Here is a 26,632-nt window from a genome sequence, read left to right as displayed (position 1 = left end):
AGCTTGAACACACCGGGCGTCACGCCCGGCCCAAACGGCAAAAACCCCGCCTTAGCGGGGTTTTGACTGACTTGAGTAGCAGGCCATGGCCTCGCTAATCAGGCGCTCGCCTGCAGCGCGGCAAATTCCTTCTCCCAGCGCTTGCCTTCTTTCTTCGAGGGGCCGCCGATGACATTGAGTGCATGGCGCACGCGGGCGCGGCTCATGTCGGGGCCCAGAATCGCCATGGCATCCATCACGGACACGGTCTGGCTGGTGCCGGCGATAGCAATAAACAGCGGGAACAGGAAGTCCCGAATCTTGTAGCCCATGCCATCGGCCAGTGCCTTGAGCCGGGTGAAAAGATTGTCCTTGGTCCAGACAGATTCGTTGTCGATCTGCCAGGAGGCGAACTGCAGGATCTTGCGGATATCGTCCAGCTGCAACGTTTTATGCGCGAACTTCGATTCGTCCAGGTCGATCATGCCCGACAGGAAGAAGCCGGCCAGCGGTGCCACATCGGACAGTTTTTCAACGCGCTGCTGAATCAGTGGCAGAATCTGCATCAGGTACTCTGGATTCAGCGCCCACTCCTGAAAGCGTTCGGCGAACGCCTCGGGACTCAGGTCTTCACGTAGCCACAGGCCGTTCAGCCAGCTCAGCTTTTCCTGGTCGAACACAGGCCCACCCAGGGAGATACGCTGAATGTCGAAGTTGGCGAACATCTCGCTACGGGAGAACTTCTCCCGCTCATCCGGCATGGACCACCCCATGCGCCCCAGATAGTTGAGCAACGCTTCCGGCAGGAAGCCCATGCGCTGGTAATACAGAATACTGGTCGGATTCTTGCGTTTTGACAGCTTGGACTTGTCGGGATTGCGCAGCAACGGCATATGGCACAGCACCGGCATGTCCCAGCCGAAGTACTGGTAAAGCAGCTTGTGCTTGGGCGCAGAGTTGATCCACTCTTCACCACGAATCACGTGGGTGATCTCCATCAGGTGATCATCGACCACGTTGGCCAGGTGATAGGTCGGCATGCCGTCGGACTTGAGCAGAATCTGGGCATCCACCATGCCCCAGTCCAGCTCGATGGTACCGCGCAGCAGGTCGTCGATCTCGCAGGCACCCTCCTGCTCCGGCACCACCATGCGAATCACGTAGGGCATGCCCTGGGCACGGCGACGCTCAACCTCGTCGGCCGGCAGGGCCAGATCACTCTGCTTCAGTGCCGTATGGCCACCGGCGGCACGGCGCACTTCGCGCAGCGCATCCAGCTCTTCCGGCGTGCGATAGCACAGAAAGGCTTTGCCTTTCTCGACCAGTTCGAGCGCGTAGTTCTTGTAGATGTCACCACGCTCGCTCTGGCGGTAAGGGCCGTGCGGGCCACCGACATCGGGACCCTCGTCCCAGTCCAGCCCCAGCCAGCGCAGGGAGTCCAGAATCATCTGTTCGGATTCGGGCGTACTGCGCGCCTGATCCGTATCCTCGATGCGCAGAATAAACTGCCCGCCGTGCTGGCGTGCGAAGGCCAGGTTAAACAGGGCTATATAGGCGGTGCCGACATGGGGGTCGCCCGTCGGGGACGGGGCTACACGGGTACGAACTGTCATCGTCATCCTGAAAGCTATGGTCAAATTAGCGAAATGACGCGCATTATAACGCCGCACCCACACTTCGGACAGTCGGCTACTCGCAGTACGTTCAACTGCAGTGCAAAACTTTTGCTCAACAATGCCCGGTTACATGCGTATATTTTTAAGCACAGGATATTGTTTCACCTGACTGATTGCCCCCAGGAGCCCCCGTTAGAATGAAAAGCCCTCCATCGATAAAAGTATTGGTGATTGACGAGGATCGCGGCCGCGCCGCGCTGCTTGAACAGTCGCTACGCGACCAGGGATACGAGGTGCTGGCTCGGCTGGACAATACCGATTTGCTGGCCGAGCGGGTGGAAGAGCTGCATCCCGACATGATCATTATCGACCTGGACTCCCCAAGCCGGGATGTACTGGAGAACATGGCGCTGCTGAACGACCGCTCACCGCGCCCGGTGGTCATGTTTGCCGAACAGGGCGACAGCGACACCATTACCCAGGCGATCCGCTCCGGTGTCAGCGCCTACGTCGTGGACGGGCTGGAATATAGCCGTATCACCTCGATTCTGGATGCGGCCGCGGCGCGCTTTCGCGAATTCCAGGCCCTGCGCCGCGAGCTGGTCGAGGCCCGCACGGAGCTGGCCGACCGCAAATTGATCGAGAAGGCCAAGGGCCTGGTGATGAAACGCCACAAGTGCCCCGAAGACGAGGCTTTCAAAGCCATGCGGCGCATGGCGATGGACCAGCAAAAACCACTGGCCGAAATCGCCCGTAACATCATTGCCGTCATGGAAATAATCTGACCGGGAATTCAACGCCTGCCCTGTTCGCGGCGCCTGATTTGAATCCGACTCAAAATGGATACCTGCTATGTCCGACCTTACACTTCCCAGCCGCCTTCCGGCGCCTGAGAAACCGCACCTGACACTGGGTTTCGTGCCCCTTATCGATGCTTGCCCGCTGATCGTGGCGCGGGAGCTGGGCTATTTCGAAGCCTGCGGCCTTGACGTCAGCCTGAGCAAGGAAGCCTCCTGGGCCAGCATTCGCGACAAGGTCCAACTGGGCATGCTCGATGCGGCCCAGATGCCCGCCGGCATTCCGCTGGCTACGGCCCTGGGACTGGGTTATGGCCATAACCCGATGGTGTGCACCATGGGGCTCGGCCTCAACGGCAATGCCATCACGCTAAGCGGCGCGCTGTACGAAGCCCTGCAGCAGGCGCCCCAATTCGGCACCGATCCCGCCTCGGCAGGCGCGGCCCTGTCCTGGTATCTGCGCAAAAATCCGCAGGCACGCCCCACCTTTGCCACCGTCTATGCCCATTCAATGCACAGTTTCCTGCTGCGTTACTGGCTCAACGCCTGCGGCATTGACCCGCAGCGCATCCGCCAGGTGGTGGTCCCGCCGCCCCAAATGGTCGATGCCCTCAAGCGCGGTCTGATTGATGCGTTCTGCGCCGGCGAGCCCTGGAACAGCGTTGCCCAGCAACAGCAGGTGGGACGCGTCCTGATCAGCGGGCACCAGATCTGGCATAACGCCCCGGACAAGGTATTGGGCACCACCGCCGACTGGGCAAACCAGAACCCGGCCAGTCTGCAACTGCTGATCATGGCGCTGCTGAAAGCCTGCGCCTGGATTGACGAACCGGCCAACCGCACATCCATGCTTGAGATCCTGAGCCAGCCGCAGTACCTGGGTAGCGACCTGATCACCCCGGACCCCGATATCGGCCGACACCAGTTTTTCGGCAGCGCCGCCAACTTCCCGTGGCAGTCCCAGGCGCGCTGGCTGCTGGAACAGATACAACAGAGCCAGCCCGTCTCCCGCTCCAGTGCAGAGCTGGATGCACTGGCGCGCAAGACCTACGTCAGCGACAGCTTTCGCCAGGCCAGTGCCGCGCTGCAGCTGAACCTGCCCATCGACGACAGCAAACCCGAAGGCATGCACGACAGTGACTGGGAGGTTGCCGGCCAGCAGGGGCCTCTGCTCCTGCCCAAGGACCGCCGCTTCGATACGCCCGCCAAAGCCACGCTAACTGAGCAATAACAGTGCACAGCGGCTCAGGCGCGGTATTACCGCAGTGCACAACCCCGGGTACAATGCTGAGACATGAAAGAATAGTTATTATATTTCAATAACTTAAAAAACTGGCACACATCATGCTGTTTACTATTCAGATTTGATAAACAGCAGTTTCAGGCAAAGGCGCCTGTAGCGGGACGAAAATTTCATCCCGTTGCAGGCGCCTTTTTGTTTGTAATTTGAGGAGCCAGACCATGTCATCCAGGAAAACCGTCAGCACTGCACCCGTTGGGGCCCGCCGCACCCTGCTCAAGCGCGCGATGACCCTCGCCAGCGCCCTGTCACTGTCATCGCTGATGACCTTCAGCCTCGCTCAGGCCGAGATTGGCCCGCCGGAAAAGGAAGACCTTAAATTCGGCTTCATCAAGCTGACCGACATGGCCCCGCTGGCCATCGCCTATGAAAAAGGCTACTTCGAAGACGAAGGCCTCTTCGTGCAGATCGAGGCCCAGGCCAACTGGAAAGTCCTGCTGGATCGTGTCATTGACGGCCAGCTCGACGGTGCACACATGCTGGCGGGCCAGCCCCTGGGTGCAACCATCGGCTTTGGCACCCAGGCCCATATCATTACCGCCTTCAGCATGGATCTCAATGGCAACGGCATTACCGTTTCCAACGACATCTGGGAACGCATGAAACCGCTCATTCCCAAGGATGCCGACGGCAGACCGGTACATCCCATCAAGGCGGACTACCTGAAACCGGTGATTGACGAGTTCAAGGCCGAGGGTAAACCCTTCAAGATGGGCATGGTATTCCCGGTATCAACCCACAACTACGAACTGCGCTACTGGCTGGCTGCCGGCGGCATCCACCCCGGCTACTATGCCCCGCACAAGGGCGACATCAGTGGTCAGCTGAATGCCGACGCCCTGCTGTCGGTAACCCCGCCGCCGCAGATGCCCGCCACACTGGAAGCCGGCACCATCCACGGCTACTGTGTTGGCGAACCCTGGAACCAGCAGGCCGTCTTCAAGGGTATCGGCGTGCCCATCATCACCGACTACGAAATCTGGAAAGACAACCCGGAGAAGGTGTTCGGCGTATCCAAAGCCTGGGCTGACGCCAACCCCAATACGCACCTGCGCGTCGTCAAGGCCATGATCCGCGCAGCCAAGTGGCTGGATGACAACGACAACGGCAACCGTCCGGAAGCGGTCGAAATCCTGTCGCGCCCCGAGTATGTCGGCGCCGATTACGATGTAATCGCCAACTCCATGACCGGCACCTTTGAATATGAAAAAGGCGACAAGCGGGATGTGCCCGACTTCAACGTTTTCTTCCGTCATAACGCCACCTATCCTTACTATTCCGATGCCATCTGGTACCTGACCCAGATGCGTCGCTGGGGCCAGATCGAAGAAGCCAAGCCGGACAGCTGGTTCATGGATATCGCCAAGAAGGTTTATCGCCCGGACATCTATGCCCAGGCTGCCCAGTCGCTGATCGAGGAAGGCACGATGCCGGCCTCCGACTTCCCTGACTTCGGCACCGAAGATGGCTACCGCGCACCCCAGACGCATTTCATCGACGGTATCACCTACGATGGCCATGCCCCCAATGAGTACCTGAAGAAATTCGGCATCGGCCTCAAGGGCGACGACAAAATCTGAGGCTAACCTGCGCAGGCGTCACGCCTGCGCACCTGTCGTGGAGCACACACCGTGAGCACCCTAAGTACCGCAAGCACCGAAAGCACTAAGAACAAACTGACGCTCGGCCGACTGCAGCTCGCGCTACGCACGCCCAGCGCCGACACTGTAAGCCGTATCGCCCGCGCCCTGATGCTGCCGCTGATCGGCTTGCTGGTCTTCCTGTTCGCCTGGCACATTGCCGCGCGCAATATTGACACCTCCCTCGGACAGTTTCCGGGACCGGCGCAGGTATATGAACAGACCTTTGGCCTGATCGCCGACCATAACCGCGAGCGCGGCCGCGAAGCCGCCTTTATGGAACGCCAGGAAAAGCGCAATGCCGCCATCCTGGCGAAGGACCCTGGCGCCGAGGTCCGTATGCGTGATTACACCGGCAAGCCGACGTTTATCGACCAGATCGGCACCAGCCTGATCACCGTACTGGCAGGCTTTGCGCTGGCGACCCTGATCGCCATTCCGCTGGGCATTCTGATCGGGCTCAACGGCACGCTGTACGCCGCCCTCAATCCCCTGATCCAGCTTTTCAAACCGGTCTCGCCACTGGCCTGGCTGCCCCTGGTCACCATGGTGGTCAGCGCACTGTACGTGTCAGATGAGCCCATGTTCGCAAAATCCTTTATCACCTCGCTGATCACCGTATCGCTGTGCAGCCTGTGGCCCACCCTGATCAATACTGCCGTGGGGGTCTCGAGCATCAGCCAGGACCTGAAAAACGTCAGCAAGGTACTGCGGCTGCCGTTCATGACCCACGTTATCAAAATCGCCATACCGGCATCGATTCCGGCCATGTTTACCGGCCTGCGACTGTCACTGGGCATTGCCTGGATGGTTCTGATCGCCGCCGAAATGCTGGCGCAGAACCCGGGCCTGGGAAAATTCGTCTGGGACGAGTTCCAAAACGGCAGCTCCGATTCGCTCGGCCGCATCATGGTCGCCGTACTGGTGATCGGCATCATCGGCTTTATGCTCGATCGTGCCATGCAGCTGCTGCAGAGCCGCATTTCCTGGGACAAGAACGCCGTTGTGCGCTAATTGAGGAGATACTCCATGACACATCTGGAACTTACCGGCGTGGCAATCGATTTTCCGACCTCGCGCGGCCCTTTCCGTGCATTGGACGGCGTTAACCTGAAAATAAACCAGGGCGAATTCGTCTCCCTGATCGGCCACTCCGGCTGCGGCAAGTCCACGGTGCTCAACCTGGTTGCCGGCCTCTACGAGGCCACCGAAGGCGGCGTGGTTCTGGAGGGCAAAGAGGTACGCGAACCCGGCCCGGAGCGCGCCGTCGTGTTCCAGAACCACTCGCTGCTGCCCTGGCTCAGTGCATACGAGAACGTCGAGCTGGCAGTCAAGCAGGTCTTTCGCAACACCAAAAGCCGCGCCGAAATGAAGGAATGGATCGAGCACAACCTCGAACTGGTCCACATGAGTCACGCCCTGCACAAGCGCCCGGATGAAATATCCGGCGGCATGAAGCAGCGTGTCGGTATTGCCCGGGCGCTGGCCATGCAGCCCAAGATCTTGCTGATGGACGAACCGTTCGGCGCACTGGATGCCCTGACCCGGGCTCACCTGCAAGACTCCCTGATGGAGATCCAGGCGCGACTCAACAACACTGTGATCATGATCACCCATGATGTCGACGAAGCGGTACTGCTGTCGGACCGCATCGTCATGATGACCAACGGCCCTGCCGCAACCGTCGGGGAAATACTCGACATTGATCTGGAGCGGCCGCGCAACCGCATCGAACTGGCTGATGATGTCCGCTACAACCACTATCGCCATGAAGTGCTGAGTTTCCTCTACGAGAAGCAGCACAAACCGGTCGAAGGCGACAGCCAAAGCGCAGCACCCGCACAGAAAGCCGCCAAAACAGCCGCTGATGCGCCGCAGTTGGCACAGGACATGCATATAGTTAAGTCAACACCAGGAGAAACGACAGCCTCCACTGCCGCCTGACCCATAACAAAGGCGTTATGGGCTCAGAATAGGCTAAAAAGGCACTTCCTGACGCACCGAAACAAAGCCCAGAAACGGGTAATTGCACCAAATTTGAACAATGGCGTTCAAGCTTTCCCGGCAACGGGACCGTTTGAACGCCATTTTTTTTGCACTTGCTGGCCCAGGAATGGAAATAAAAACTATGACTGATCACACCAAGCTCAACCTGTTTGCCTTTACCGGCAAAATGAAGATCCTGCACATGAGCTGGATCGCCTTCTTCCTGACATTCTTTGTCTGGTTCAACTTCGCGCCGCTACTGGGCGTGATCAAGACATCCCTGGGACTGACCACTGACCAGATCAAGACCCTGCTGATTCTCAACGTCGCCCTGACCATTCCGGCCCGAGTGCTGATCGGCATGCTGACTGACAAATACGGCCCGCGTCATGTGTACGCTGCACTGCTGTTCTTCTGCAGCCTGCCGTGCTTCATGTTCGCCCTGGCCCAGGACTTCACCCAGGCTGCCATCGCCCGTTTCCTGCTCGGCTTTATCGGTGCAGGCTTCGTGGTGGGCATTCGCATGGTGAGCGAATGGTTCCCGGCCAACGAACTGGGTACGGCCGAAGGCATCTACGGTGGCTGGGGCAACTTTGGTTCCGCTGCCGCCGCCATGCTGCTGCCAACCCTGGCGCTGATCTTCGGCGGTGAAGACGGCTGGCGCTATGCCGTGGGCATCACCGGCCTGCTGTGCCTGGTGTTCAGTGTGATCTGGTATTTCAATGTTTCCGACACTCCCAAGGGCTCGACCTACTTCAAGCCCAAGCGTATCGGCGGCATGGAAGTTACCAGCAAGGGCGACTTCGTCTTCCTGCTGATCATGAAAATCCCCCTGTATGCCGCACTGGCCCTGCTGTGCTGGAAACTCTCCCCCAATGGCGTTTCGATCCTGAGCAGCACCACCGCGTTCTTTATCTACGTCGGTCTGGCAGTCTTCTTTGTCTACGACTGCTACGGCGCCTACCGTGTTAACCGGGAAATATTCACCCAGCCCGTACCGGAGATGCACCGCTACAAATTCAAGCAGGTTGCTGTACTGAATGTGCTCTATTTCGCCACCTTTGGCTCGGAGCTGGCCGTGGTATCGATGCTGCCGCTGTTCTTCGCCGACGTTTTCGAACTGGACATGGTCTATGCCGGCCTGCTCGCCTCGGGCTATGCTTTCATGAACCTGATGTCGCGCCCGGCGGGCGGCCTGATCAGTGACCGCTGCGGACGCAAATCCACCCTGCTGGTACTGACCGCAGGCCTGGCCGTCGGCTATGGTGTGATGTCGGTTATCGACAGCAGCTGGCCTCTGGCCCTGGCCGTGATCGCCGCCATGGCCTGTTCGTTCTTTGTCCAGGCAGGTGAAGGGGCCGTCTTCGCGGTGGTACCGCTGATCAAGCGTCGCCTCACCGGCCAGGTTGCCGGCATGACGGGCGCCTACGGTAACGTTGGCGCGGTGTTCTATCTCACCGTGCTGTCACTGGTCAGCTACCAGACGTTCTTCATGGTCATCGCAGCGACTGCAGTGCTCGGATTTGTCGCCCTGCTGCTGCTCGAAGAGCCCCGCGGCCACATGGCTGAAGTGAATGCAGATGGCAGTGTCGAGCTGATCAACGTCTCCTGATCTGCACGCTGACGGGATCTAACCAGGGGGCGCGGCCGTAAGGCTTCGCCCCCTTTTGAGGTGTTGAAACCACAATGATAAACCCGCCCAAGAGCGCCGCCGCCAAGCTGAAAGTCCGCTTCGGTGGCCAGTCGATCGCCGGTGTCAAGCCGCAAAACCAGGATGCCTTTGCCGCCCATGCCCCGGACGACCAGGCACTGCTGCTCAAAGGTGCAGCGGCGGTCATCGCGGACGGTGTCAGCAGCTGCGCCGACTCCCATATCGCCAGTCAAACGGCGGTAACCAGCTTCATTAACGACTATTTCAGCACGCCAGACAGCTGGAGCACCCGTCATGCAGCCGCTCGCGTGGTATCGAGCCTCAACAGCTGGCTGCATCAGCAGAATGCTAGCCGGCTGGGCCACGACGACAGCATGATGTGCACCTTTTCGGCGGTCATCTTCAAATCCAATACGCTGCACTGCTTTCATGTCGGTGACAGTCGAATCTGGCACTGCCGCGGCGCCGAGATGGAACAGCTGACGCGCGATCATGTACACGTTGAACACGGCCGCAATTATTTATCCCGGGCCTTTGGCGCCGACCAGCATCTGGAGCTGGACTACCGTACCCAGACCCTGGAACCCGGAGACCGTATTCTGCTCACCACCGACGGTGTACATGAGCACCTGACGCGGACTCAGATCAGCCAGCTGCTCGCCCGCCACCCCAGCGACCCCGTCGCCGCCAGTGCCCTGCTGATCGAGCAGGCCATGGAAGCCGGCAGTGACGACAACCTCACGGCCCTGCTGATTGAGGTTGATCAGCTGCCGCTGGAAACCCTGGATGAAAACTTTCAGCGCCTCAGTGCGCTGCCCATTCCGCCCGTGCTGAGTGTCGGCAACCGCATCGACGGCTACGAGGTGCTGGATATCATTTTCAGCGGTACCCGCAGCCACATGTACCGCGTCAAGGATCTGGAAAGTGGCCAGGTCTATGTACTCAAGGCCCCCTCGGAGAATTTCAGCGAGGATAACCTCTACCTGGACGGCTTCATGCGCGAGGAGTGGGTCGGGCGCAGGCTGGATCATCCCAATGTGATGAAAACCTTTGCCCCGCCGCACCCCAAGCGCCTGATGTATTACCTGGGCGAGTATATAGAGGGCCAGAACCTGCGCCAGTGGATGCAGGACAACCCCCAGCCACCGCTCGACAAGGTCCGTGACCTGATGCGACAGATTATCGCGGGCTTGCGCGCCTTTCAGCGGGCAGAAATGGTGCACCAGGACCTCAAGCCCGAAAACATCATGATCGATCACGATGGCCGAGTCCGCATTCTGGATTTCGGCACGGTACGTATCGCCGGCATCGAGGAAATGGTTTCACCGCTGGACAAATCCATTCCCCAGGGCTCGGTAAACTATGTGGCACCGGAATACCTGATGGGCCAGCAAGGCAGTTTTCGTGCCGACCTGTTTTCGCTTGCCGTGATCTGCTACGAAATGATCACCGGCCAGCTGCCCTATGCGGAGCCGTCCGTCAAACGCTGTCGCATCGAGCACTATGGCGAACTGCACTACATTCCGGCACTCAAGCACCGCAAGGACCTGCCTTTCTGGATGGAAGGCTGTCTGCGCAAGGCGTTGCAACCCAATCCGATTCATCGCTATAACGCCTACTCGGAGTTCCTGCATGATCTGACCACCCCCAACAGTCAACTCGAGGCCCGAGTACGCGACCAACCCCTGATGACGCGTAACCCCCTGCTCGGCTGGCAGCTCATTGCCGGCGTTCTGCTGCTGACCAACCTGCTGCAGGCGCTACTTTAAAGCCGTGCAGCGGGTGAGTAACGCATGCCGCACTACGGCCCGCACGCGGTGCCATACCGGGGAGCAATGCCGCAAAGGCCCGTCACACACAGGGCGCTTTCGCACCAAAACATGGCACCAAGCCGGGGCTTGCACCCTATTCGGTGCATTACACATCCTGCCGCGGCACCTGAAACCGGCGCTATCACCTTGTAATACAAGTATTTTCAATACTTGGCACGGTCTCTGCTTAATATAAAACAACAAAGCGACGGACTCACAAGAGTCCACTGAACAAAGGCGTTCATCCCCGTGTCATTGCGCACGGCTGATGAACGCCTTTTTTTGTTGATTTTTTATGACGGAGCCGGCAACGGATGGAACAACAGAAACTGGTCATTATTGGTAACGGCATGGCAACCAGCCGCCTGCTCGACGAGCTGTTGAGCCGCGGCGCCAGTAGCTACCAGATCACTGTGTTCGGCGAAGAGCCCGGTGGTGCCTATAACCGCATTCAGCTGTCGCCCCTGCTGGCCGGCGAAACCGATCGCAAATCCATTCAGCTGAAAACCACCGCCTGGTACAAAAGCCACGCCATTACGCTGCATAGCGGCGATGCCGTGGTGCAGATCGACCGGGCACAGCGCCGCGTCATCAGCCAGAACGGCCGGGTATGCGACTACGACCAGCTGATTCTGGCCACCGGCTCGCGCCCGGCCAGCATCGAGGCTGCAAATCAGTCGCTGCCGGGCATCTACGACTTTCGCACCGAGCAGGATGTCGAACAGATCATCGCGCAAAGCGCCTGCAGCCGGGATGCGCTGGTCGTTGGCGGCGGCCTGCTGGGGCTGGAAGCGGCCCACGCCCTGGCCAAGAAAGGCCTGAAAGTCACCCTGATCCATCGCGGCGACTGGCTGATGAATCGCCAGCTCGACCCCCTGGCCGGTGAACTGCTGCGCGCAGAGCTGGCCACGCGCGGCATCCGGTTTGTGCTGGGCGATGAAATCAGTCATTTCGAGGGCGAGCGAGTCCTGCAGGCGGCGGTGCTCAAAAGCGGCACCCGCCTGAACGCCCAGCTGGCCGTTATCGCCACGGGCATTACCCCCAACAGCACCCTGGCACGCGCTGCCGGACTCGACTGCGGCCGCGGCCTGCAGGTCGACGACCTGCTGCGCAGCAGCGATACCGCTATCAGCGCGCTGGGGGAATGTATCGAGCACCGTGGACGGACCTTCGGACTGGTCGCACCGATCTGGGAGCAGGCTCGCCTGCTGGCAGATCGACTGGTCCGGGGTCTGGCCACTCCCTATCGCGATGCACCGGTGCCCACCAAGCTCAAGGTCTCCGGCATCAACCTGTTCAGCGCCGGCGAATACCTGGATGCCCCTGATCTGGACAGCCTGACCTTCAGCGATCCGCACAGCGGCGTTTATCGCAAGCTGCTGCTGCGCAACAACCGCCTGGTGGGCGCGGTGCTCTACGGCGATGCACAGGACGGACAGTGGTACTTCGAACTGATGCAGCGCCAGGCCGACCTCAGCGACCTGAAACCGGCGCTGCTGTTTGGCCGCCCCCCGTGCACCGACGACAACCCGAGCGTGCCCGCCACGCTCGCCATTCAAGAAATCGCCGTATGAACACTGAACACACACTTGCAGATCGATCCAGCTGTACTCGGTCCGTTCCAGCCACAGAATCCGTAACGGGAGTAACCCCATGAACAAAACTAAACTGATCCTGATCGGCAATGGCATGGTCGGTCACCAATTCCTCGCCAGCCTTGCTGAAAGTGGCGCAGCCGACCGCTTTGACGTCACCGTATTCTGCGAAGAACCGCGTCTGGCCTATGACCGCGTCCAGCTGAGCGCTTACTTCTCCGGCAAGACGGCCGAAGACCTGGCCATGGGCCAGCCGGCTCAGTATGCCGAATGGGGCTACAACGTTCGCCTGAACGAAAAGGTCGTGAGCATCGATCGCGAAAACCAGACCGTCACCAGCGACAGCGGTGTGGAACTGGCCTACGACCAGATCATTATGGCCACAGGCTCATTCCCCTTCGTGCCGCCGGTACCCGGCCATGATCGTGAGCACTGCCTGGTCTACCGCACCATCGAGGATCTCGAAGCCATTACCGCCAGCGCCGCCAAGGGCCGCAGCGGTGTAGTCGTGGGCGGTGGCCTGCTGGGCCTGGAAGCCGCCAAGGCACTGCGCGATCTGGGACTGGAAACCCACGTGGTTGAATTTGCGCCCCGCCTGATGGCCGTGCAGCTCGATGATGCCGGCGGCAAGGTGCTGCGCGACAAGATTGAAGACCTGGGCGTGCGGGTACACACCGGCAAGAACACCCAGCAGATCGTGGATGGCGAGAACGCCGTGCACCGCATGGAATTTGCCGATGGCGAAGTGCTGGAAACCGATGTCATCCTGTTCTCGGCCGGCATCCGCCCCCGCGACGAACTGGCCCGCAGCTGTGGCCTGGAAGTGGGCGAGCGCGGCGGTATCGTGATCGACAACGACTGCCTCACATCAGACAAGAACATCTTCGCCATCGGTGAATGTGCGCTCTGGAACGGTCGCATCTTCGGCCTGGTAGCACCCGGTTACAACATGGCCAAGGTCGCTGTTGCCAAGCTGCTGGGCGAAGACAAGCAGTTCCTTGGTGCCGACATGAGCACCAAACTCAAGCTCATGGGCGTGGATGTTGCCAGCATCGGCGACGCCCATGGTCATACGCCGGGCGCGCGCAACTACACCTACCTGGATGAAGCCTGCGGCGTTTACAAGAAAATCGTCGTCAATGAAAGTGGCAGCACGCTGCTGGGCGCGATCCTGGTGGGTGACGCTGAAGATTACGGCACCCTGCTGCAGTACGCCCTGAACGGCATTGAGCTGCCGGAATTCCCGGACAGCCTGATCCTGCCCCAGCGCGGCGGTGACGGCAAACCGGCCGGCCTTGGCGTTGCCGCGCTGCCTGAAGCAGCGCAGATCTGCTCCTGCCACGACGTATCCAAGGGTGATATCTGCCAGGCGATCGATAACGGCGCGACGAATCTTGGCGACGTGAAATCCTGCACCAAGGCGGCCACCGGCTGCGGCGGCTGCGCAGCCCTGCTGACCAACCTGGTAAACCATGAACTGGAAAGCCGCGGCGTGGAAGTCAACCGCAACCTCTGCGAGCATTTCGACTACACCCGCCAGGAACTCTACCATCTGGTGCGCGTAGACCAGATCAAGTCCTTTGACGAGCTGCTGCACAAACACGGCCAGGGCAAGGGTTGTGAAATATGCAAGCCGACCGCCGCCTCCATCCTGGCCTCGTGCTGGAACGAATTCGTGCTGAAAAAGCCACATGTCGGTCTGCAGGACACCAACGATACCTTCCTGGCCAACATGCAAAAAGACGGCACCTACTCCGTCGTGCCCCGTGTCGCTGGCGGTGAGATCACCCCCGACAAGCTGATCGTGCTGGGCCAGGTGGCCAAACAGTTTAACCTCTACACCAAGGTTACCGGCGGCCAGCGTATCGACCTGTTCGGCGCCCGCCTTGAGCAGCTGCCCGAGATCTGGCGCATTCTGGTGGATGCGGGCTTTGAAACCGGCCATGCCTACGGTAAGTCGCTGCGTACCGTGAAATCCTGTGTCGGCAGCACCTGGTGCCGCTACGGCGTCGACGACAGCGTTGGCCTGGCCATCGAGGTGGAGAACCGCTACAAGGGCCTGCGTTCGCCCCACAAGATCAAGTTTGCCGTTTCGGGCTGCACCCGCGAGTGCGCCGAGGCACAGAGCAAGGACGTGGGCATCATTGCCACCGAGAACGGCTGGAACCTCTACCTGTGCGGCAACGGCGGCATGAAACCACGCCACGCCGACCTGTTTGCCACGGATCTCGACAAAGCAACGCTGATCAAATACATCGACCGTTTCCTGATGTTCTACGTCAAGACGGCTGATCGCCTGCAGCGCACGTCCGTCTGGATGGATAACCTCGAAGGCGGCCTGGACTACCTGCGTCAGGTCATCATTGAGGACTCCCTCGGCCTTGGGGCGGAACTTGAAGAACAGATGCAGCAGGTCATCGGTACCTACGAATGCGAGTGGAAGAAAACCATTGAGGACCCTGAAGCCCTCAAGCGTTTCCGTCCCTTCGTCAACTCCGAAGAGACCGACAGTAACGTGGTGTTTGTGATGGAGCGTGACCAGATCCGCCCCGCCACCGCCGAGGAAAAAGCCGCCAATACACCGGCCGTCCCCGTAAAAATGATGGCCAGCTGAGGATTCGACAATGACGACTGACACCCACTTGATTTCTCTGTGCAGCAAAGACGACCTGGTTCCCAACAGCGGCGTCTGTGCGTTGGTGAATGGCCGCCAGGTGGCACTGTTCTACCTGCCGGAAGACGAACAGGTCTACGCCATCGATAATCACGACCCTTTCGGTCAGGCCAATGTGCTGTCCCGCGGCATTGTCGGCTCCATTGCCGATGTGCCGGTGGTGGCGTCACCGCTGTACAAGCAGCGCTTTAGCCTCGTCGATGGCCAGTGCTTCGAAGATGAAGCCGTGAAGCTCGCCACCTGGCAGGTCGAGCTGAAGGATGATGTGCTGCTGATTGACCCGACGCCCCGTTAAGGGGCACTCGGAATCCTGCACGCACTCAAACGGCACCTTTTGCACCGAGGCGGGCCGTCCACCGCCCCGGTCAACACTCGAAAACGCCAATGCCATGGGCATTTCGGGAAAAATAACAAACTGGCATAGTCTTCGCATAACCAATAACAATATATCGAAGAGTGCCGTGCCACCGAGATCTGATTCTCACCGGCCGGCCACTAACGTGGAAGTTGGCAATGGCGCCATCTCCTGCCACCTGGCGGGAGATGGCGTTTTTTTATGCGTGAAACATAATCCACGAGCCCATACACCCAGGTCTAAACGACACGGCTAGCGGAACACCAACATGACAAACATTACCGAGTCCACCGCCCTGACCACCTGCCCATACTGCGGCGTAGGCTGCGGTGTCGAGGCCCGCATTCGCGACGACCGTCTCATCGCGGTGAGCGGCGACACTACGCACCCGGCCAACAATGGCCGCCTCTGCGTCAAGGGCTCGGCACTGCACGAAACCACCGGCCATCAGGGTCGCCTGCTGCACCCCCAGATTCAGGGCCAGCGCGTCAGCTGGGATACGGCACTGGACAAGGTGGCCGACACCTTCGCCCGGCTGATCGATCAGCACGGTCCGGACTCGGTGGCCTTTTACCTGTCGGGCCAGATCCTGACCGAAGATTATTATGTCGCCAACAAGCTCATGAAAGGCTTTATCGGCAGCGCCAACGTCGATACCAATTCCCGCCTGTGCATGTCCTCTGCGGTCGCCGGGCAGAAACGCGCCTTCGGCAGCGATACAGTACCGGCCTGTTACGACGACCTCGACGAGGCCGATTTTGTCCTGCTGGTGGGTTCCAATGCCGCCTGGGCCCACCCCATCCTGTATCAGCGACTGGTGCGCGCCAAGCAGGCACGCCCGCAGATGCAGGTTGTGGTACTGGACCCAAGACGCACCGCCACCTGCGACCTGGCCGACCGCCACCTGGCCCTGAAACCCGGCAGCGATGCCTTTCTGTTCAACGGCCTGCTGAGTTACCTGGCACAGGAAGACGCACTGGATCACACCTATATCGCACAGCACTGCGAAGGCTTTGATGCCGCCCTGGCCCAGGCGCAACGCCAGTGCCCGGACCTGGCCACCACCGCGGCCCACTGCGGCCTCGACCCTGCCGACGTGCAATGGCTGTTCGAACTTTTTGCGCGTACCGAGCGCAGCCTGACGTTTTACTCCCAGGGCATTAACCAGTCATCCTCCGGTACTGACAAGGCCAACGCCATCATCAACTGCCACCTGGCCACCGGCCGCGTCGGCAAGCCCGGCGCCAGCCCGTTTTCCATCACCGGTCAGCCCAATGCCATGGGCGGACGCGAGGTCGGTGGCCTGGCCAACCAGCTGGCAGCCCACATGGACCTGGAGAACCCGAGCCATCTCGAGACCGTCGCCGAGTTCTGGCAGGCGCCGCGCATGGCGAACAAGCCCGGCCTCAAGGCCGTGGACCTGTTTCAGGCGATCGAGCGGGGCGACGTCAAGGCCGTCTGGATCATTGGCACCAATCCGGCCGTGAGCCTGCCGGATTCAGCCCAGGTTCGCCGCGCGCTGCAAAAGTGCGAGCTCGTTGTGGTCAGCGACTGCGTCGAGCAGACCGATACCACAGCCCTGGCCGATGTACTGCTGCCGGCCACCACCTGGGCCGAAAAGAATGGCACCGTCACCAATTCAGAGCGCCGCATATCGCGCCAGCGCGGCTTTCTGAAAGCCCCGGGCGAGGCACGCAACGACTGGCAGATTATTTGCGATGTCGCCGCACGGCTCGGCTTTGGCGAGGCCTTTGCCTATGAGCATCCGGCGGACGTATTTCGCGAGCACGCCCGCCTTTCGGGCTATCAGAATGCGGGCAGCCGCGACTTCGATATTTCTGCCCTGGCCGATCTCTCCCGCACCCAGTACGACGCACTTGCACCAATCCAGTGGCCCGTGACCGAAGCGAGCCCCGAAGGCACGGCGCGCATGTTCGCGGACGGACATTTTTTCACGCCATCTGGCCGTGCCCGTCTGCTTGCGATCGAGGCACGCATGCCAGCCGGTCGCCGCAGCGAAGGCGACTTCGTGTTCAATACCGGACGCAGCCGGGATCAGTGGCACACCATGACCCGCACCGCGCGCAGCCCTCGCCTGCTGGATCACTGCGACGAGCCCTACGTTGAAATCAGCAGCCAGGATGCGCAACAGCATCGTATTCGCAACGGTGACCTGGTCAGCCTTGGCGCGCAGGACGCCACGTTTATCGGCCGCGCCCGTATCAGCCCGAATCAGCAGATGGGATCGCTGTTTGCACCCATTCACTGGAATGACCGTTACGCCTCACACGGCTGCGTCGATGCCCTGGTGGCCGCCGTGACCGACCCGGTGTCGGGGCAACCGGAACTGAAACAGAGCCCGGTGCGCCTGCAGGGGCTGCGCCCGCGCTGGCAGGGCATGCTGCTGAGTCTCGACGCCATCAAGACCCCGGCCAGCGAATACTGGAGCCGCGTTACGCTGGAAAAGGGCGAACGCTATGCCCTGGCGGGCTTCAGTGAAAGACCCGACTGGTCCGCCTGGGTCAAAAGCTGGCTGCCCGCCAGCAGCGACATGATTGAACTGCTCGACAGCCGTGCCAATCACTATCGCGCCGCGGCCTTTCGGGACGGGCGCCTGCTGTGGGTATTTATTGCCAGCTGCGACGCTGAACTGCCACCACCGGCCTGGCTGTCGACCCAACTGGGCCTGCGGCTCAATAGCAAGGAGCGCATGCAAGTACTCTCTGGCCGGGCCAGCGAGGGGGCACCGGATCAGGGCGCAATCATCTGCTCCTGTTTCCAGGTGGGGGAAAAACGCATTCGTCAGGCGATGAAAGAAGGCGCCAACTCGGTGGAGTCCCTCGGCGAAGCTCTGTGCTGCGGTACCAACTGCGGCTCCTGCATTCCAGAGCTCAAGGCGCTGCTGGCGCACGCCTGAGGCAAGGCTGTGTCAGCGGTCTTCCCCCATGGGATGCAGCAGAGGAATCTTGGCAGTGGTTTTCAGCAGCCGCTCGGCCTGCGTCAGGTCGAGCGGCTTTGAAAACAGAAACCCCTGCCCGATATCGCAACCGAACTGGCGCAACAGACGCCACTGGGATTCGACCTCCAGCCCCTCTGCCACAACCTTCATGCCAAGTGCATGACCCATCTGAATAATGGTGCGGACCACCATCGCATCGTTGGCATGCTTTTCGATCTCATCGATAAAGCACTTGTCGATTTTCAGCGTCGCGACCGGAAAACGGGTCAGATAACTGAGGGAACTGTAGCCGGTACCAAAGTCATCAATCGTCAGCGACAAGCCCAGCGACCGCAGCTGTTCCAGCCGCGGCATCACCAGCGTCAGGCTTTCCGCCAGCAATGACTCGGTGATCTCGAGCTCCAGGGTGGAGGGGTCAATACCGCTTTTATCGATCATTTGCCGCGTGTAGCTGACAATGGACTCATCCACCAGCTGACGTACCGAAACGTTTATCGCCATGGTCAGGGAACGACCTGCAATGGCCTGAAAGCGGGCCAGATCCTCGCACCCTTTCCTGAGGGCAAAACGCCCCAGATCCTCAATCAGCCCGGTTTCTTCAGCTACCTTGATAAACTCGCTGGGGCCGACCGCGCCGAGCGCGCGACAGTCCAGGCGCATGAGGGCTTCAAAGCCCAGCACCTCCCCGCTTTCAAGCGAGTTTTTGCTCTGGTACACCATATAGAGGTCGCCGTTCTGCAGTGCCAACGGCAGCTGATGCTCGATCTCAAGCCTGCGTTTCATGCGCTTGTCGAGCTCGGCATCAAAAAAGGTATAACGACAGCGGCCACAACGCTTGGACTCGTACAGCGCAAGGTCGGCATCACGAATCAGGCCCTGAGCATCAGGACTGTCGATCGGATAGCGGGAGATACCGATGCTCACCGACATGCTCAGATTCTTGCCCTGCAACGGCATGGGGCAGCGAAAAGCAGCCAGGATACTGTCTGCCACCTGCTCGATCTGCTCACGGTGCTCATAACTGAAATGAATCAGGAATTCGTCGCCGCTCATGTGCGCCAGGTGTCCCCGTCCTTCCAATACCTGCTGCAATCGCTGTGCGACCTTGACCAGCACCTGATCACCGAACAAATGTCCAAAGGTATCGTTGATCTGCTTGAAGTTATCCAGGTCCAGGTACAGCAGCGCCACCTTATCATGGCTGCTCCAGGCGTGCTCCAGCGCCTGCGTTATCTCTTCGCTGGCCCGGCGCCGGTTCGGCAACTGCGTCAGCGAATCGAAATTGGCCTGCTGATAAAGCAACGCCTCGGCGGCTTTTCGTTCGGAGATGTCCTGACCGATCAGGATAAAACTGACGCTGTCCGAATCGGGCATTTCAACCAGCGAAATCGAGAACTCATACCATTGTTCAGTGCCGGCCCGTTTGCGCTCGCCGTACCAGCTGCCCGTATCCAGCACCTTGTTCTGTATCTGCTCCAGGTCATCACAGAGCATATCGTGGGGCGAAAAATTCGTCACCGCCACACCTTTGAGGCGCGACTCGTCCTGCTTGACGTCGCCCTCAAATCGGCGATTGGCATATTCGATACACCAGTTGCTGTCGGTCACAACAACACTGTCCTGGCTCTGTTCAATCGCCTGGGACAGCTTGAGCAGATTTCCCTCGGCGGCGACACGTTCATTCACCAGCCGCGTACCCGCCAGCCAGATCAGGCGGTAAACCAGCATGGCAACCAGCAGGAAAATGGCCACGACGATGCCGACCGACTGAACCTCGCCCAGCCACAGCCAGAACAGCTGGCTCAGGGGCAGAAATGCAGCGGATATAAACTGATACTCGGGCAGCAGTTGTGACTGCACGACAACCGATTCACCATCGAGGGTGAGTGAAAATGCATTGCCACTCATACCATAGCCCGCGCGCAGGCGGAGCTCGTCCAGGGTCTGGGTATCAACCTTCGTGTTGTCCAGCTCACGCAGCAGGCCGCCCGTCATGGGGTGGGCATAGCGCAACTTGCCATCATCCGCCAGCAGCCATAGCCGTGTATCGTTGCGACGCTGCAGACTGTGCCAGATGGAATCTGGGCCATTGATACTGTAGAGCGCCACCGCCAGCGCCAGCACATTACCGTCCTTGTCGGGCAAGGCCAAAAATGCAGGCAGCAGCGCATCCGAATCGGCATTCAGGCGAAAGGAGGCTCCCAGCTTCAGGCGTTCGGTATAACGAGCCTGGGTAATGGCATCACTTGAGTTCAAACTCAGATCCGGCGCAATATCAGCGCCAACACCCAGCAACAGCTCACCGCTGCGATCGAGCACTGCGAGTCCACGGATTTGCGGCACGGTACCGGACAGGCTATCCAGGGCAGCCTGCAGCTCTGAACGGCGTAGCCTGTTGTCCCGCACCAGCGGTGCGCCAACGGACATAAGCAGCTGTTCCTGCACGCGAAAAAACGCTTCTGTGTGTTCGATAAAGGTTGCGTTCTGCTGATGCAGTTCCGTTGTCACGCTACGCTGGACGCTCTTCCAGCTGAACCAGCCATAGGAAACGACCGACAACAGCACAAGCAGTGACAAGATCAACATCGTTAGGCGCATTGGCCTGAAATTATCAGTCATAACTGCGTTCCAGCCCCCAGCTTGGGGTGTTCTGCCTGACAGCATCGAGTTGTAACGATACAGGCTTCGCCATCAATGGCGCCGAGTGCACCGGGAAGAATCTCCTAAAACACTATAAGTGGTTAATCCATATACTGCATCCCCGGGCAAGTGATGGGGGGGGGGTAATTGTTGCAATAACCAGTTTACCGATGCACAACTCAGGGATACCCTAGCGCACTTTCACGGATCGAGAGACAGCGGCCCCATGTACAACCTGCGCCTGAAAGCCAACCTGCTGCTACTCCTGGTCGCGGCGATCTGGGGACTTGCCTTTGTTGCCCAGCGCGTGGGCATGGACCATCTGGGTCCCTTTGGCTTCAATGCCGCCCGGTTTTTACTCGGCGCCCTGTCGCTGCTGCCGCTGACACTCCTGTTCCGCGCCCGACCCCATCAGGCCGAGCTGGGTCCACTGCTGCGTGGCGGCCTCGCGGCAGGCAGCCTGCTGTTCTGTGGTGCCTCGCTGCAACAGGCCGGCCTGCTTTACACCACCGCCGGCAACGCCGGCTTTATCACCGGCCTCTACATCGTTCTGGTACCACTGGCCGCCCGCATGCTGGGACAACCCGTTAATCGCAGCATCTGGGCCGGCGCATCGCTGGCTCTGGTGGGTCTCTATTTCCTCAGTATCAATGAAGCCATGATCATTAACCGGGGCGACCTGCTGGAACTGGCCGGTGCGGCTTTCTGGGCGGCCCATGTGCTGATTATCGGCCGCCTCGCGCCCCACCTGGACGGTTTGCGTTTGTCGATTACTCAGTTCCTGGTGTGCGCGCTGCTCTGCCTTGCCGTGGCCCTGATATACGAGCAGGACAGCTTTACGCCCGCCAACCTGATTGCCGCCTGGCAGCCCATCGCCTATGCCGGGTTGCTGTCGGTGGGGGTCGCCTATACGCTGCAGGTCTATGCGCAAAAGCACTCGCCCGCCGCGCATGCGGCTATCATCATGAGCCTGGAGGCTGTCTTCGCCGCGCTTGGCGGCTGGCTGCTCCTCAGCGAAGCCCTGACCGACCGCGCCATGGCCGGCTGTGCCCTGATGCTGGCGGGCATGCTGCTGGCACAGCTGCCCTCACGTCGCGCCAGAACCTGACCTTACGCCACTGGCCGCGGCCGGTGATGAAGCAAACACTGAGTACCAAGGAGTATCGGAATGCCTGAGAAAATCCCCGTGAATATCATTACCGGATTCCTTGGGGTCGGCAAAACGACGGCCATCAACGCGCTGCTGGCGCAGAAGCCCGCCGATGAGCGCTGGGCCGTGCTGGTGAACGAGTTTGGCCAGATCGGTGTCGACCAGGCGGCCATGCCCGATGCCGACGGTCTGCATATAAAGGAACTGGCGGGCGGTTGCATCTGCTGCGCACTGGGACCGGCGCTGCGGGCAGGACTTGCCACCCTGATCCGTACCGCAAAGCCGCAGCGGCTGATTATCGAACCCACCGGCCTCGGCCATCCCGAGGGTATTATCGACACCCTGCAAAGCGGCAGCTTTAAGGATGCGCTGGATCTGCGTGCCATCATTTGCCTGCTGGATCCACAGCTACTGGAGGACCCGCGGGTGATGGCCCACGAAACCTTCCAGGATCAGCTCAATCTGGCAGACATCGTCGTACTCAACAAACTGGATCTTGCGTCCGAGGCCCTGGTCGACAAGGCGCTACAGGGCCTGCAGGGGCTATTCCCGCCCAAGCAACGCGTTGAACAGGCTCGCCACGGCCATTTTGACATCGAGCTGCTGGACCTGATCCGCGACGACACCCTGGCGGCCCAGTTTCCCGACAGCCACAGCAAACAGCAGGATCAAGCGCCCGCGATGTCCCCGCTGCAGCCGCTGGTGCTGCCCACCGTCGGTGCGCCCATACGGCGTATCGGCCAGGGTGTAGACTTTGTCAGCTGCGGCTGGGTATTCCACCGCGATGAGGTGTTCGACTATGACCGGCTGGAGGCAGTACTCAACAGCCTCGAAGGCGCCCTGCGTATCAAGGGCGCCTTCAGAATCGGCTATGTCTGGGTGTTTTATAACCGCGTGCTCGAGCACCACGACATCGACAAAATCGCCTGGCGACGAGATTCACGTATTGAAATTATCGCCCCAGAAGCGCTGGACTGGGACCACATCGAACAACAGCTGCAGGGCTGTATCGAATCTCGCTAGCAGCCTGTCGGGCTTGGCCGTTCGTAGCGAGGGAAAGTCCGTTTTGAGGCAGTTTTTGGACTCTTTTGAGGCGAATAGTGGTTCTATTTAACACTTGGAACGAAGTGGAAAGAACCGCTTTAGCGGGGTCGCAGGCCGAGGAGCCTGCGACGAGTAATAAAGAGTACGAAAAATGACCCCTCTTTACCGGAGAGAAGCGGCTGTTCCGCAGTAGAACAGTGTTAAGTCCGACAGGCTGCCAGGGCGGCGCTGCGACATTCAACCACAGGGACATCGCAGCGTCGCCAAGCTACACTGTGCCCCTGCAATGAACGAGCCTGCTATGTTTCCAGTGTCCCGCCAGCAGCGCGCCCTGCTGATCATACTGCTGACCGGCGCCTGCCTCCTGGCCAGCGTCATTCTGCTGCCGCGCATGATGGCGTCGCCGCAGGCCCCCAGCCTGAGCACGGCGCCTGGCTGCGACCTGTCAGCCGGCCCCTGCACGAGCCTGGGCACAGAACGGTCCATGACACTGACACTGGCTTCAGGACCTGCGCGGGCGGGTGAGACTGTGCTGTTCAGCCTGCAGCTGAAAGGTATACGGCCAAGGTCCGTCACGCTGCAGCTGGAAGGCCGGGATATGTACATGGGCATCAATCGTCTGCAGCTTGAAGAATCCGCCGACCAGCCTGGCCTCTGGCTGGGCTCAACCGAACTTGCCATCTGCACCACACGCCTGATGCAGTGGCGGGCACGTATCGAAGCCCAGACGGCCACAGCCCCCATCACCGCCCACTATGAGTTCAGCGCCCAATGAATAACAACCTGAAAACATTGCGTACCCTGCTGATCATGAGCGCACTGCTGCTGGCAGGCATTGCCAGTGCGCTTCTGCTGCGACCGTCACCTGCAGGGCAGGCCCTGGGCACACGCCTGGGTGGGGACTTCAACCTGATGTCTGCCGAGGGGCCGACGACACTGGCAAACTTTCGCGGTTATCCCAGCATCCTCTATTTCGGCTATACCGCCTGCCCCGATGTCTGCCCCACATCCCTGGCCATCATGGCGCAGGGGTTTCGCAGCCTCAGTCCGGATGAGCAGTCGCGGGTACGCGGCATCTTTGTCAGCGTCGACCCGAAACGTGACACGCCCGAATCCCTGGCAGCCTACAGCGCCTTCTTCCACCCCAGCCTGGTGGGGCTGACCGGCAGCGAGGCTCAAATCGATACGATTACCAAGCGCTACGGCGCCTACTATCACATCAGCGAACAAACCGACTCGGCGCTGGGCTACACGGTTGATCACAGCTCGCGACTGTACCTGATCGACAGCGACGGTCAGCTGCTTGAGGTCCTGAGCGACTCAATAAATCCGGACGAGCTCGCCGCCAAGCTGCGCGCACTGCTTTAACCCCCGACAGGAGATCCGCCATGCCCCCTTCACTGCCACGCCTCGCATCCCGTTTGGGCCTGCTGGCAGGCTTGCTGTGTGTACCCACCGCCTTCGCAGACGTCGAGGTGGCTCACGGCTACGTGCGGGCGGTGCCGCCCGGGCAGAGCATCAGTGCCGCCTACCTGGTGCTGAAAAACACGGCCGACCGCCCGGTACAGCTGCAAAGCGCTCACTCAAAGGGGGCGCAGACGGTCGAGCTGCATCAGAGCATGGAGCAGGATGGCGTCATGCGCATGCGCGCGATCAAGCAGGTGGAAATACCGCCGGGGGGCGAGTATCGATTGCAGCCTGGCGGCAATCATCTGATGCTGATGGGTCTCAAGCAACCGCTTAATGCCGGCGACAGCCTGGACATAAACCTGTCATTCAGTGACGGGCAGCAGTTGCAGCTGCTGTTGCCTGTGCGCTCCCCAATGGACGCGTCCCCAGCACGCACCGGTGCAGCCAGGCGGGATGGAATGTCGCATGACATGCACACCGGAATGGATCACGCCATGCCCCATGAACAGGGCGATAGCATGCATGAGGAAATGGGCGAGGATTCGCCTCACGGCATGCAGCATTCCCACACTGACGAGACACACCACACCCACTGATTGCCGCCGCCTGCTGCGGCCACGGCTCAGCCAGTCGCCCGCTCGGGCTGAGCCTCACAGTCAGCTTCACTTTCGTGTTGCAGTCTAAAAGACTCCGGCCGCAGTGGGTCCGTGTTATAGAAAGCGCGCAGCGCATCGACCAGCATCCCGGCCCGCTCGGGCAGTCCTGTGTCGAGATACTGCAGCACCTGACGCTGAACCCGCCGCTCAAAATCACGGCTGGCGCCGATTTCTGCCGACAGGTTGTCGGCGCTGAAATGAAAGCGCAGACCACAGGCGACGGAAAACATCCATTCCAGGGCCTGGGGCTTCACTTCCACACTCTCGAACAGCGCCTGCTCCTGCGCCGTGCGGCCATCAGGCTTGTACCAATAGCCGAAGTCGACCAGGGTGCGCCGCTTCGCACCCGCCACGCACCAGTGGGAAATTTCATGCAGGGCGCTGGAAAAAAAGCCGTGGGCAAAAATAATCCGGTGCTGTCCGCAGGCATCATCCGCCGGCAGGTACAGGGGCTCATCATCGCCGCGCACCAGAATGGTATTGAGACTGCGCTCAAACAAACCGTTAAACAGCCGGATCAGATCCGGGTATTGATGCTCGCCCATCACTCGAATTTCTGCCATGTATCCTGTTTCAGCCACCAGCTGTCGCCATTGCGCCGATCCAGCCGCGCAGCCACATAACCCTTGATATCATTGTCAGCCCGGGTGAGCTGAACTTCGTATTCGGAACGCTCAAGCGGCACGGTTTCAAGCAGCGGCTGCCAGGCGCCCTGGTCGGCCAGCCATGACTCGCCGTTAAAGCGGTCATAACGAATCAGTATCCATTGCCCTGCGCCTGTATAGTCAGCGGCAATACGATATCGATCCCCCACACCGCTCAAGGACAGCTCATTGGCGATCTGGCTCAACTGGTCGATCAGCCCGGCCAGCTGTTCAGGCGCCGCACTCACGGAGGGTGCATCGGAAGCGCCACCGTCCTCAGCGCCTGCCTGGCTGGCGTCGCTGCTCAACATCTGCAAGCGCGCCAAAGCGGTATTGGACTGCTCCGACAGCTCGGCGCCCTGTGCCTTGATCTGGATAAGTTGCTCTTGCACCAGGGTCAGCCGGTTGGCCAGGGTATCGAGATTGCGCTGCAAAGCCTCGTCGCCTGGCGTAGCGGAGGCACCCGCCGCTGAGTTTTCGGCGCTGGACTGCCCCGACCGCACCGGAGCAGCGGACGCCGGCGCCGACTCTTCAGGCGCCGACTCACCGGCCTGCTGCCCGGTAGCGGTATCGCCAGCACCGGGGGTTGCAGCGACAGACGACGGGGCTCCCCCGGGCGCAGTGGCATTAGCCACGCAACCACCAAGCAATAATGACGCCAGCAGCATCCAGCTGATCTGTTTCACATTCATCCCCATTTTGCTGAACGCTCGTGCATGGTCGGT

At 60.2% G+C, this 26,632-nt stretch carries 20 protein-coding genes; 16 read left to right on the top strand and 4 right to left on the bottom strand.

All coding sequences use genetic code 11. The annotated features are described in order from the left end of the window. Window positions 1–98: 98 nt before the first annotated feature. Window positions 99–1,592, bottom strand: a complete 1,494-nt coding sequence (gltX, locus tag F451_RS0121415; RefSeq protein ID WP_020683468.1) for a glutamate--tRNA ligase — start codon at window positions 1,590–1,592, stop codon at window positions 99–101. Between the two features lie 200 nt (window positions 1,593–1,792). Between gltX and F451_RS0121410 the strand changes: the two genes are divergently transcribed. The 11 genes from F451_RS0121410 to F451_RS0121360 all read left to right on the top strand — a co-directional run bounded on the left by F451_RS0121410 (window position 1,793) and on the right by F451_RS0121360 (window position 18,321). After that, window positions 1,793–2,380: an ANTAR domain-containing response regulator gene (locus F451_RS0121410; protein WP_020683467.1), complete on the top strand. Its 588-nt coding sequence runs from the start codon at window positions 1,793–1,795 to the stop codon at window positions 2,378–2,380. Between the two features lie 67 nt (window positions 2,381–2,447). Next, the gene (locus F451_RS26230; protein ID WP_020683466.1) at window positions 2,448–3,623 is read left to right on the top strand and encodes a CmpA/NrtA family ABC transporter substrate-binding protein; all 1,176 of its coding nucleotides are present in this window, start codon (window positions 2,448–2,450) and stop codon (window positions 3,621–3,623) included. A 332-nt stretch (window positions 3,624–3,955) separates the two neighbouring features. After that, entirely contained in the window at window positions 3,956–5,272 is a 1,317-nt protein-coding gene (locus F451_RS0121400) for a CmpA/NrtA family ABC transporter substrate-binding protein (protein WP_240476531.1), read from the top strand. Window positions 5,273–5,383: 111 nt separating this feature from the next. Further along, a complete protein-coding gene (locus F451_RS0121395; protein ID WP_026291955.1) occupies window positions 5,384–6,346 on the top strand; it encodes an ABC transporter permease in 963 nt (320 codons plus the stop codon). 15 nt (window positions 6,347–6,361) lie between these two features. Then, window positions 6,362–7,276: an ABC transporter ATP-binding protein gene (locus F451_RS0121390; protein ID WP_020683463.1), complete on the top strand. Its 915-nt coding sequence runs from the start codon at window positions 6,362–6,364 to the stop codon at window positions 7,274–7,276. 184 nt (window positions 7,277–7,460) lie between these two features. Beyond that, window positions 7,461–8,930, top strand: coding sequence for a NarK family nitrate/nitrite MFS transporter (locus tag F451_RS0121385; protein WP_020683462.1), 1,470 nt, complete (start codon window positions 7,461–7,463; stop codon window positions 8,928–8,930). Window positions 8,931–9,004: 74 nt separating this feature from the next. Further along, complete coding sequence (locus F451_RS0121380) at window positions 9,005–10,738, top strand: bifunctional protein-serine/threonine kinase/phosphatase (protein WP_020683461.1); 1,734 nt, start codon at window positions 9,005–9,007, stop codon at window positions 10,736–10,738. Window positions 10,739–11,094: 356 nt separating this feature from the next. Next, entirely contained in the window at window positions 11,095–12,354 is a 1,260-nt protein-coding gene (locus tag F451_RS0121375; protein ID WP_020683460.1) for an NAD(P)/FAD-dependent oxidoreductase, read from the top strand. A 79-nt stretch (window positions 12,355–12,433) separates the two neighbouring features. Continuing rightward, window positions 12,434–14,989 carry a nitrite reductase large subunit NirB gene (gene nirB / locus F451_RS0121370; protein ID WP_020683459.1) on the top strand — a complete coding sequence of 852 codons (2,556 nt, stop codon included), beginning with the start codon at window positions 12,434–12,436 and terminating at the stop codon, window positions 14,987–14,989. 10 nt (window positions 14,990–14,999) lie between these two features. Next, a complete protein-coding gene (gene nirD / locus F451_RS0121365) occupies window positions 15,000–15,344 on the top strand; it encodes a nitrite reductase small subunit NirD (protein ID WP_020683458.1) in 345 nt (114 codons plus the stop codon). 328 nt (window positions 15,345–15,672) lie between these two features. Then, the gene (locus F451_RS0121360; RefSeq protein WP_020683457.1) at window positions 15,673–18,321 is read left to right on the top strand and encodes a nitrate reductase; all 2,649 of its coding nucleotides are present in this window, start codon (window positions 15,673–15,675) and stop codon (window positions 18,319–18,321) included. A gap of 12 nt (window positions 18,322–18,333) precedes the next feature. Here F451_RS0121360 and F451_RS0121355 read toward each other — a convergent pair whose 3' ends face one another. Beyond that, window positions 18,334–20,982: a bifunctional diguanylate cyclase/phosphodiesterase gene (locus tag F451_RS0121355; RefSeq protein WP_169434550.1), complete on the bottom strand. Its 2,649-nt coding sequence runs from the start codon at window positions 20,980–20,982 to the stop codon at window positions 18,334–18,336. Between the two features lie 247 nt (window positions 20,983–21,229). On the opposite strand from F451_RS0121355, the gene F451_RS0121350 reads away from it, so the two are divergent. From F451_RS0121350 to F451_RS26935, 5 genes are all read left to right on the top strand, one after another. Then, window positions 21,230–22,111 carry a DMT family transporter gene (locus tag F451_RS0121350; RefSeq protein WP_020683455.1) on the top strand — a complete coding sequence of 294 codons (882 nt, stop codon included), beginning with the start codon at window positions 21,230–21,232 and terminating at the stop codon, window positions 22,109–22,111. 60 nt (window positions 22,112–22,171) lie between these two features. After that, a complete protein-coding gene (locus tag F451_RS0121345; RefSeq protein WP_020683454.1) occupies window positions 22,172–23,176 on the top strand; it encodes a CobW family GTP-binding protein in 1,005 nt (334 codons plus the stop codon). Window positions 23,177–23,498: 322 nt separating this feature from the next. Further along, entirely contained in the window at window positions 23,499–23,972 is a 474-nt protein-coding gene (locus tag F451_RS0121340; RefSeq protein WP_020683453.1) for a hypothetical protein, read from the top strand. Further along, complete coding sequence (locus F451_RS0121335) at window positions 23,969–24,565, top strand: SCO family protein (protein WP_020683452.1); 597 nt, start codon at window positions 23,969–23,971, stop codon at window positions 24,563–24,565. Before F451_RS0121340 ends, F451_RS0121335 begins: the two co-directional genes overlap by 4 nt. A 20-nt stretch (window positions 24,566–24,585) precedes the next feature. After that, on the top strand, window positions 24,586–25,203 hold the full coding sequence (locus F451_RS26935) for a copper chaperone PCu(A)C (protein ID WP_020683451.1): 618 nt from the start codon (window positions 24,586–24,588) through the stop codon (window positions 25,201–25,203). Window positions 25,204–25,229: 26 nt separating this feature from the next. On the opposite strand, the gene F451_RS26220 is transcribed toward F451_RS26935, so the two are convergent. Together F451_RS26220 and F451_RS0121320 are read right to left on the bottom strand one after the other, a co-directional pair. After that, window positions 25,230–25,826, bottom strand: coding sequence for an elongation factor P hydroxylase (locus F451_RS26220; protein ID WP_240476529.1), 597 nt, complete (start codon window positions 25,824–25,826; stop codon window positions 25,230–25,232). Then, window positions 25,808–26,599, bottom strand: coding sequence for a hypothetical protein (locus F451_RS0121320; protein ID WP_020683449.1), 792 nt, complete (start codon window positions 26,597–26,599; stop codon window positions 25,808–25,810). The genes F451_RS26220 and F451_RS0121320 overlap by 19 nt, the downstream gene beginning before the upstream one ends. Between the last annotated feature and the right edge of the window lie 33 nt (window positions 26,600–26,632).

Source organism: Marinobacterium rhizophilum DSM 18822 (assembly GCF_000378045.1).
Classification (GTDB): domain Bacteria; phylum Pseudomonadota; class Gammaproteobacteria; order Pseudomonadales; family Balneatricaceae; genus Marinobacterium_A; species Marinobacterium_A rhizophilum.
Note: the sequence above shows the minus strand (reverse complement) of the source record. Positions and strands in the feature narration are given on the sequence as shown.

Coding starts and splice junctions, on each gene's coding strand:
- nirD (WP_020683458.1), top strand. CDS start 15,000: ATGACGACTGACACCCACTTGATTTCTCTGTGCAGCAAAGACGACCTG.
- F451_RS26230 (WP_020683466.1), top strand. CDS start 2,448: ATGTCCGACCTTACACTTCCCAGCCGCCTTCCGGCGCCTGAGAAACCG.
- F451_RS0121340 (WP_020683453.1), top strand. CDS start 23,499: ATGTTTCCAGTGTCCCGCCAGCAGCGCGCCCTGCTGATCATACTGCTG.
- F451_RS0121350 (WP_020683455.1), top strand. CDS start 21,230: ATGTACAACCTGCGCCTGAAAGCCAACCTGCTGCTACTCCTGGTCGCG.
- F451_RS0121360 (WP_020683457.1), top strand. CDS start 15,673: ATGACAAACATTACCGAGTCCACCGCCCTGACCACCTGCCCATACTGC.
- F451_RS26935 (WP_020683451.1), top strand. CDS start 24,586: ATGCCCCCTTCACTGCCACGCCTCGCATCCCGTTTGGGCCTGCTGGCA.
- nirB (WP_020683459.1), top strand. CDS start 12,434: ATGAACAAAACTAAACTGATCCTGATCGGCAATGGCATGGTCGGTCAC.
- F451_RS0121375 (WP_020683460.1), top strand. CDS start 11,095: ATGGAACAACAGAAACTGGTCATTATTGGTAACGGCATGGCAACCAGC.
- F451_RS26220 (WP_240476529.1), bottom strand. CDS start 25,826: ATGGCAGAAATTCGAGTGATGGGCGAGCATCAATACCCGGATCTGATC.
- gltX (WP_020683468.1), bottom strand. CDS start 1,592: ATGACAGTTCGTACCCGTGTAGCCCCGTCCCCGACGGGCGACCCCCAT.
- F451_RS0121410 (WP_020683467.1), top strand. CDS start 1,793: ATGAAAAGCCCTCCATCGATAAAAGTATTGGTGATTGACGAGGATCGC.
- F451_RS0121385 (WP_020683462.1), top strand. CDS start 7,461: ATGACTGATCACACCAAGCTCAACCTGTTTGCCTTTACCGGCAAAATG.
- F451_RS0121335 (WP_020683452.1), top strand. CDS start 23,969: ATGAATAACAACCTGAAAACATTGCGTACCCTGCTGATCATGAGCGCA.
- F451_RS0121390 (WP_020683463.1), top strand. CDS start 6,362: ATGACACATCTGGAACTTACCGGCGTGGCAATCGATTTTCCGACCTCG.
- F451_RS0121355 (WP_169434550.1), bottom strand. CDS start 20,982: ATGACTGATAATTTCAGGCCAATGCGCCTAACGATGTTGATCTTGTCA.
- F451_RS0121320 (WP_020683449.1), bottom strand. CDS start 26,599: ATGAATGTGAAACAGATCAGCTGGATGCTGCTGGCGTCATTATTGCTT.
- F451_RS0121345 (WP_020683454.1), top strand. CDS start 22,172: ATGCCTGAGAAAATCCCCGTGAATATCATTACCGGATTCCTTGGGGTC.
- F451_RS0121400 (WP_240476531.1), top strand. CDS start 3,956: ATGACCTTCAGCCTCGCTCAGGCCGAGATTGGCCCGCCGGAAAAGGAA.
- F451_RS0121380 (WP_020683461.1), top strand. CDS start 9,005: ATGATAAACCCGCCCAAGAGCGCCGCCGCCAAGCTGAAAGTCCGCTTC.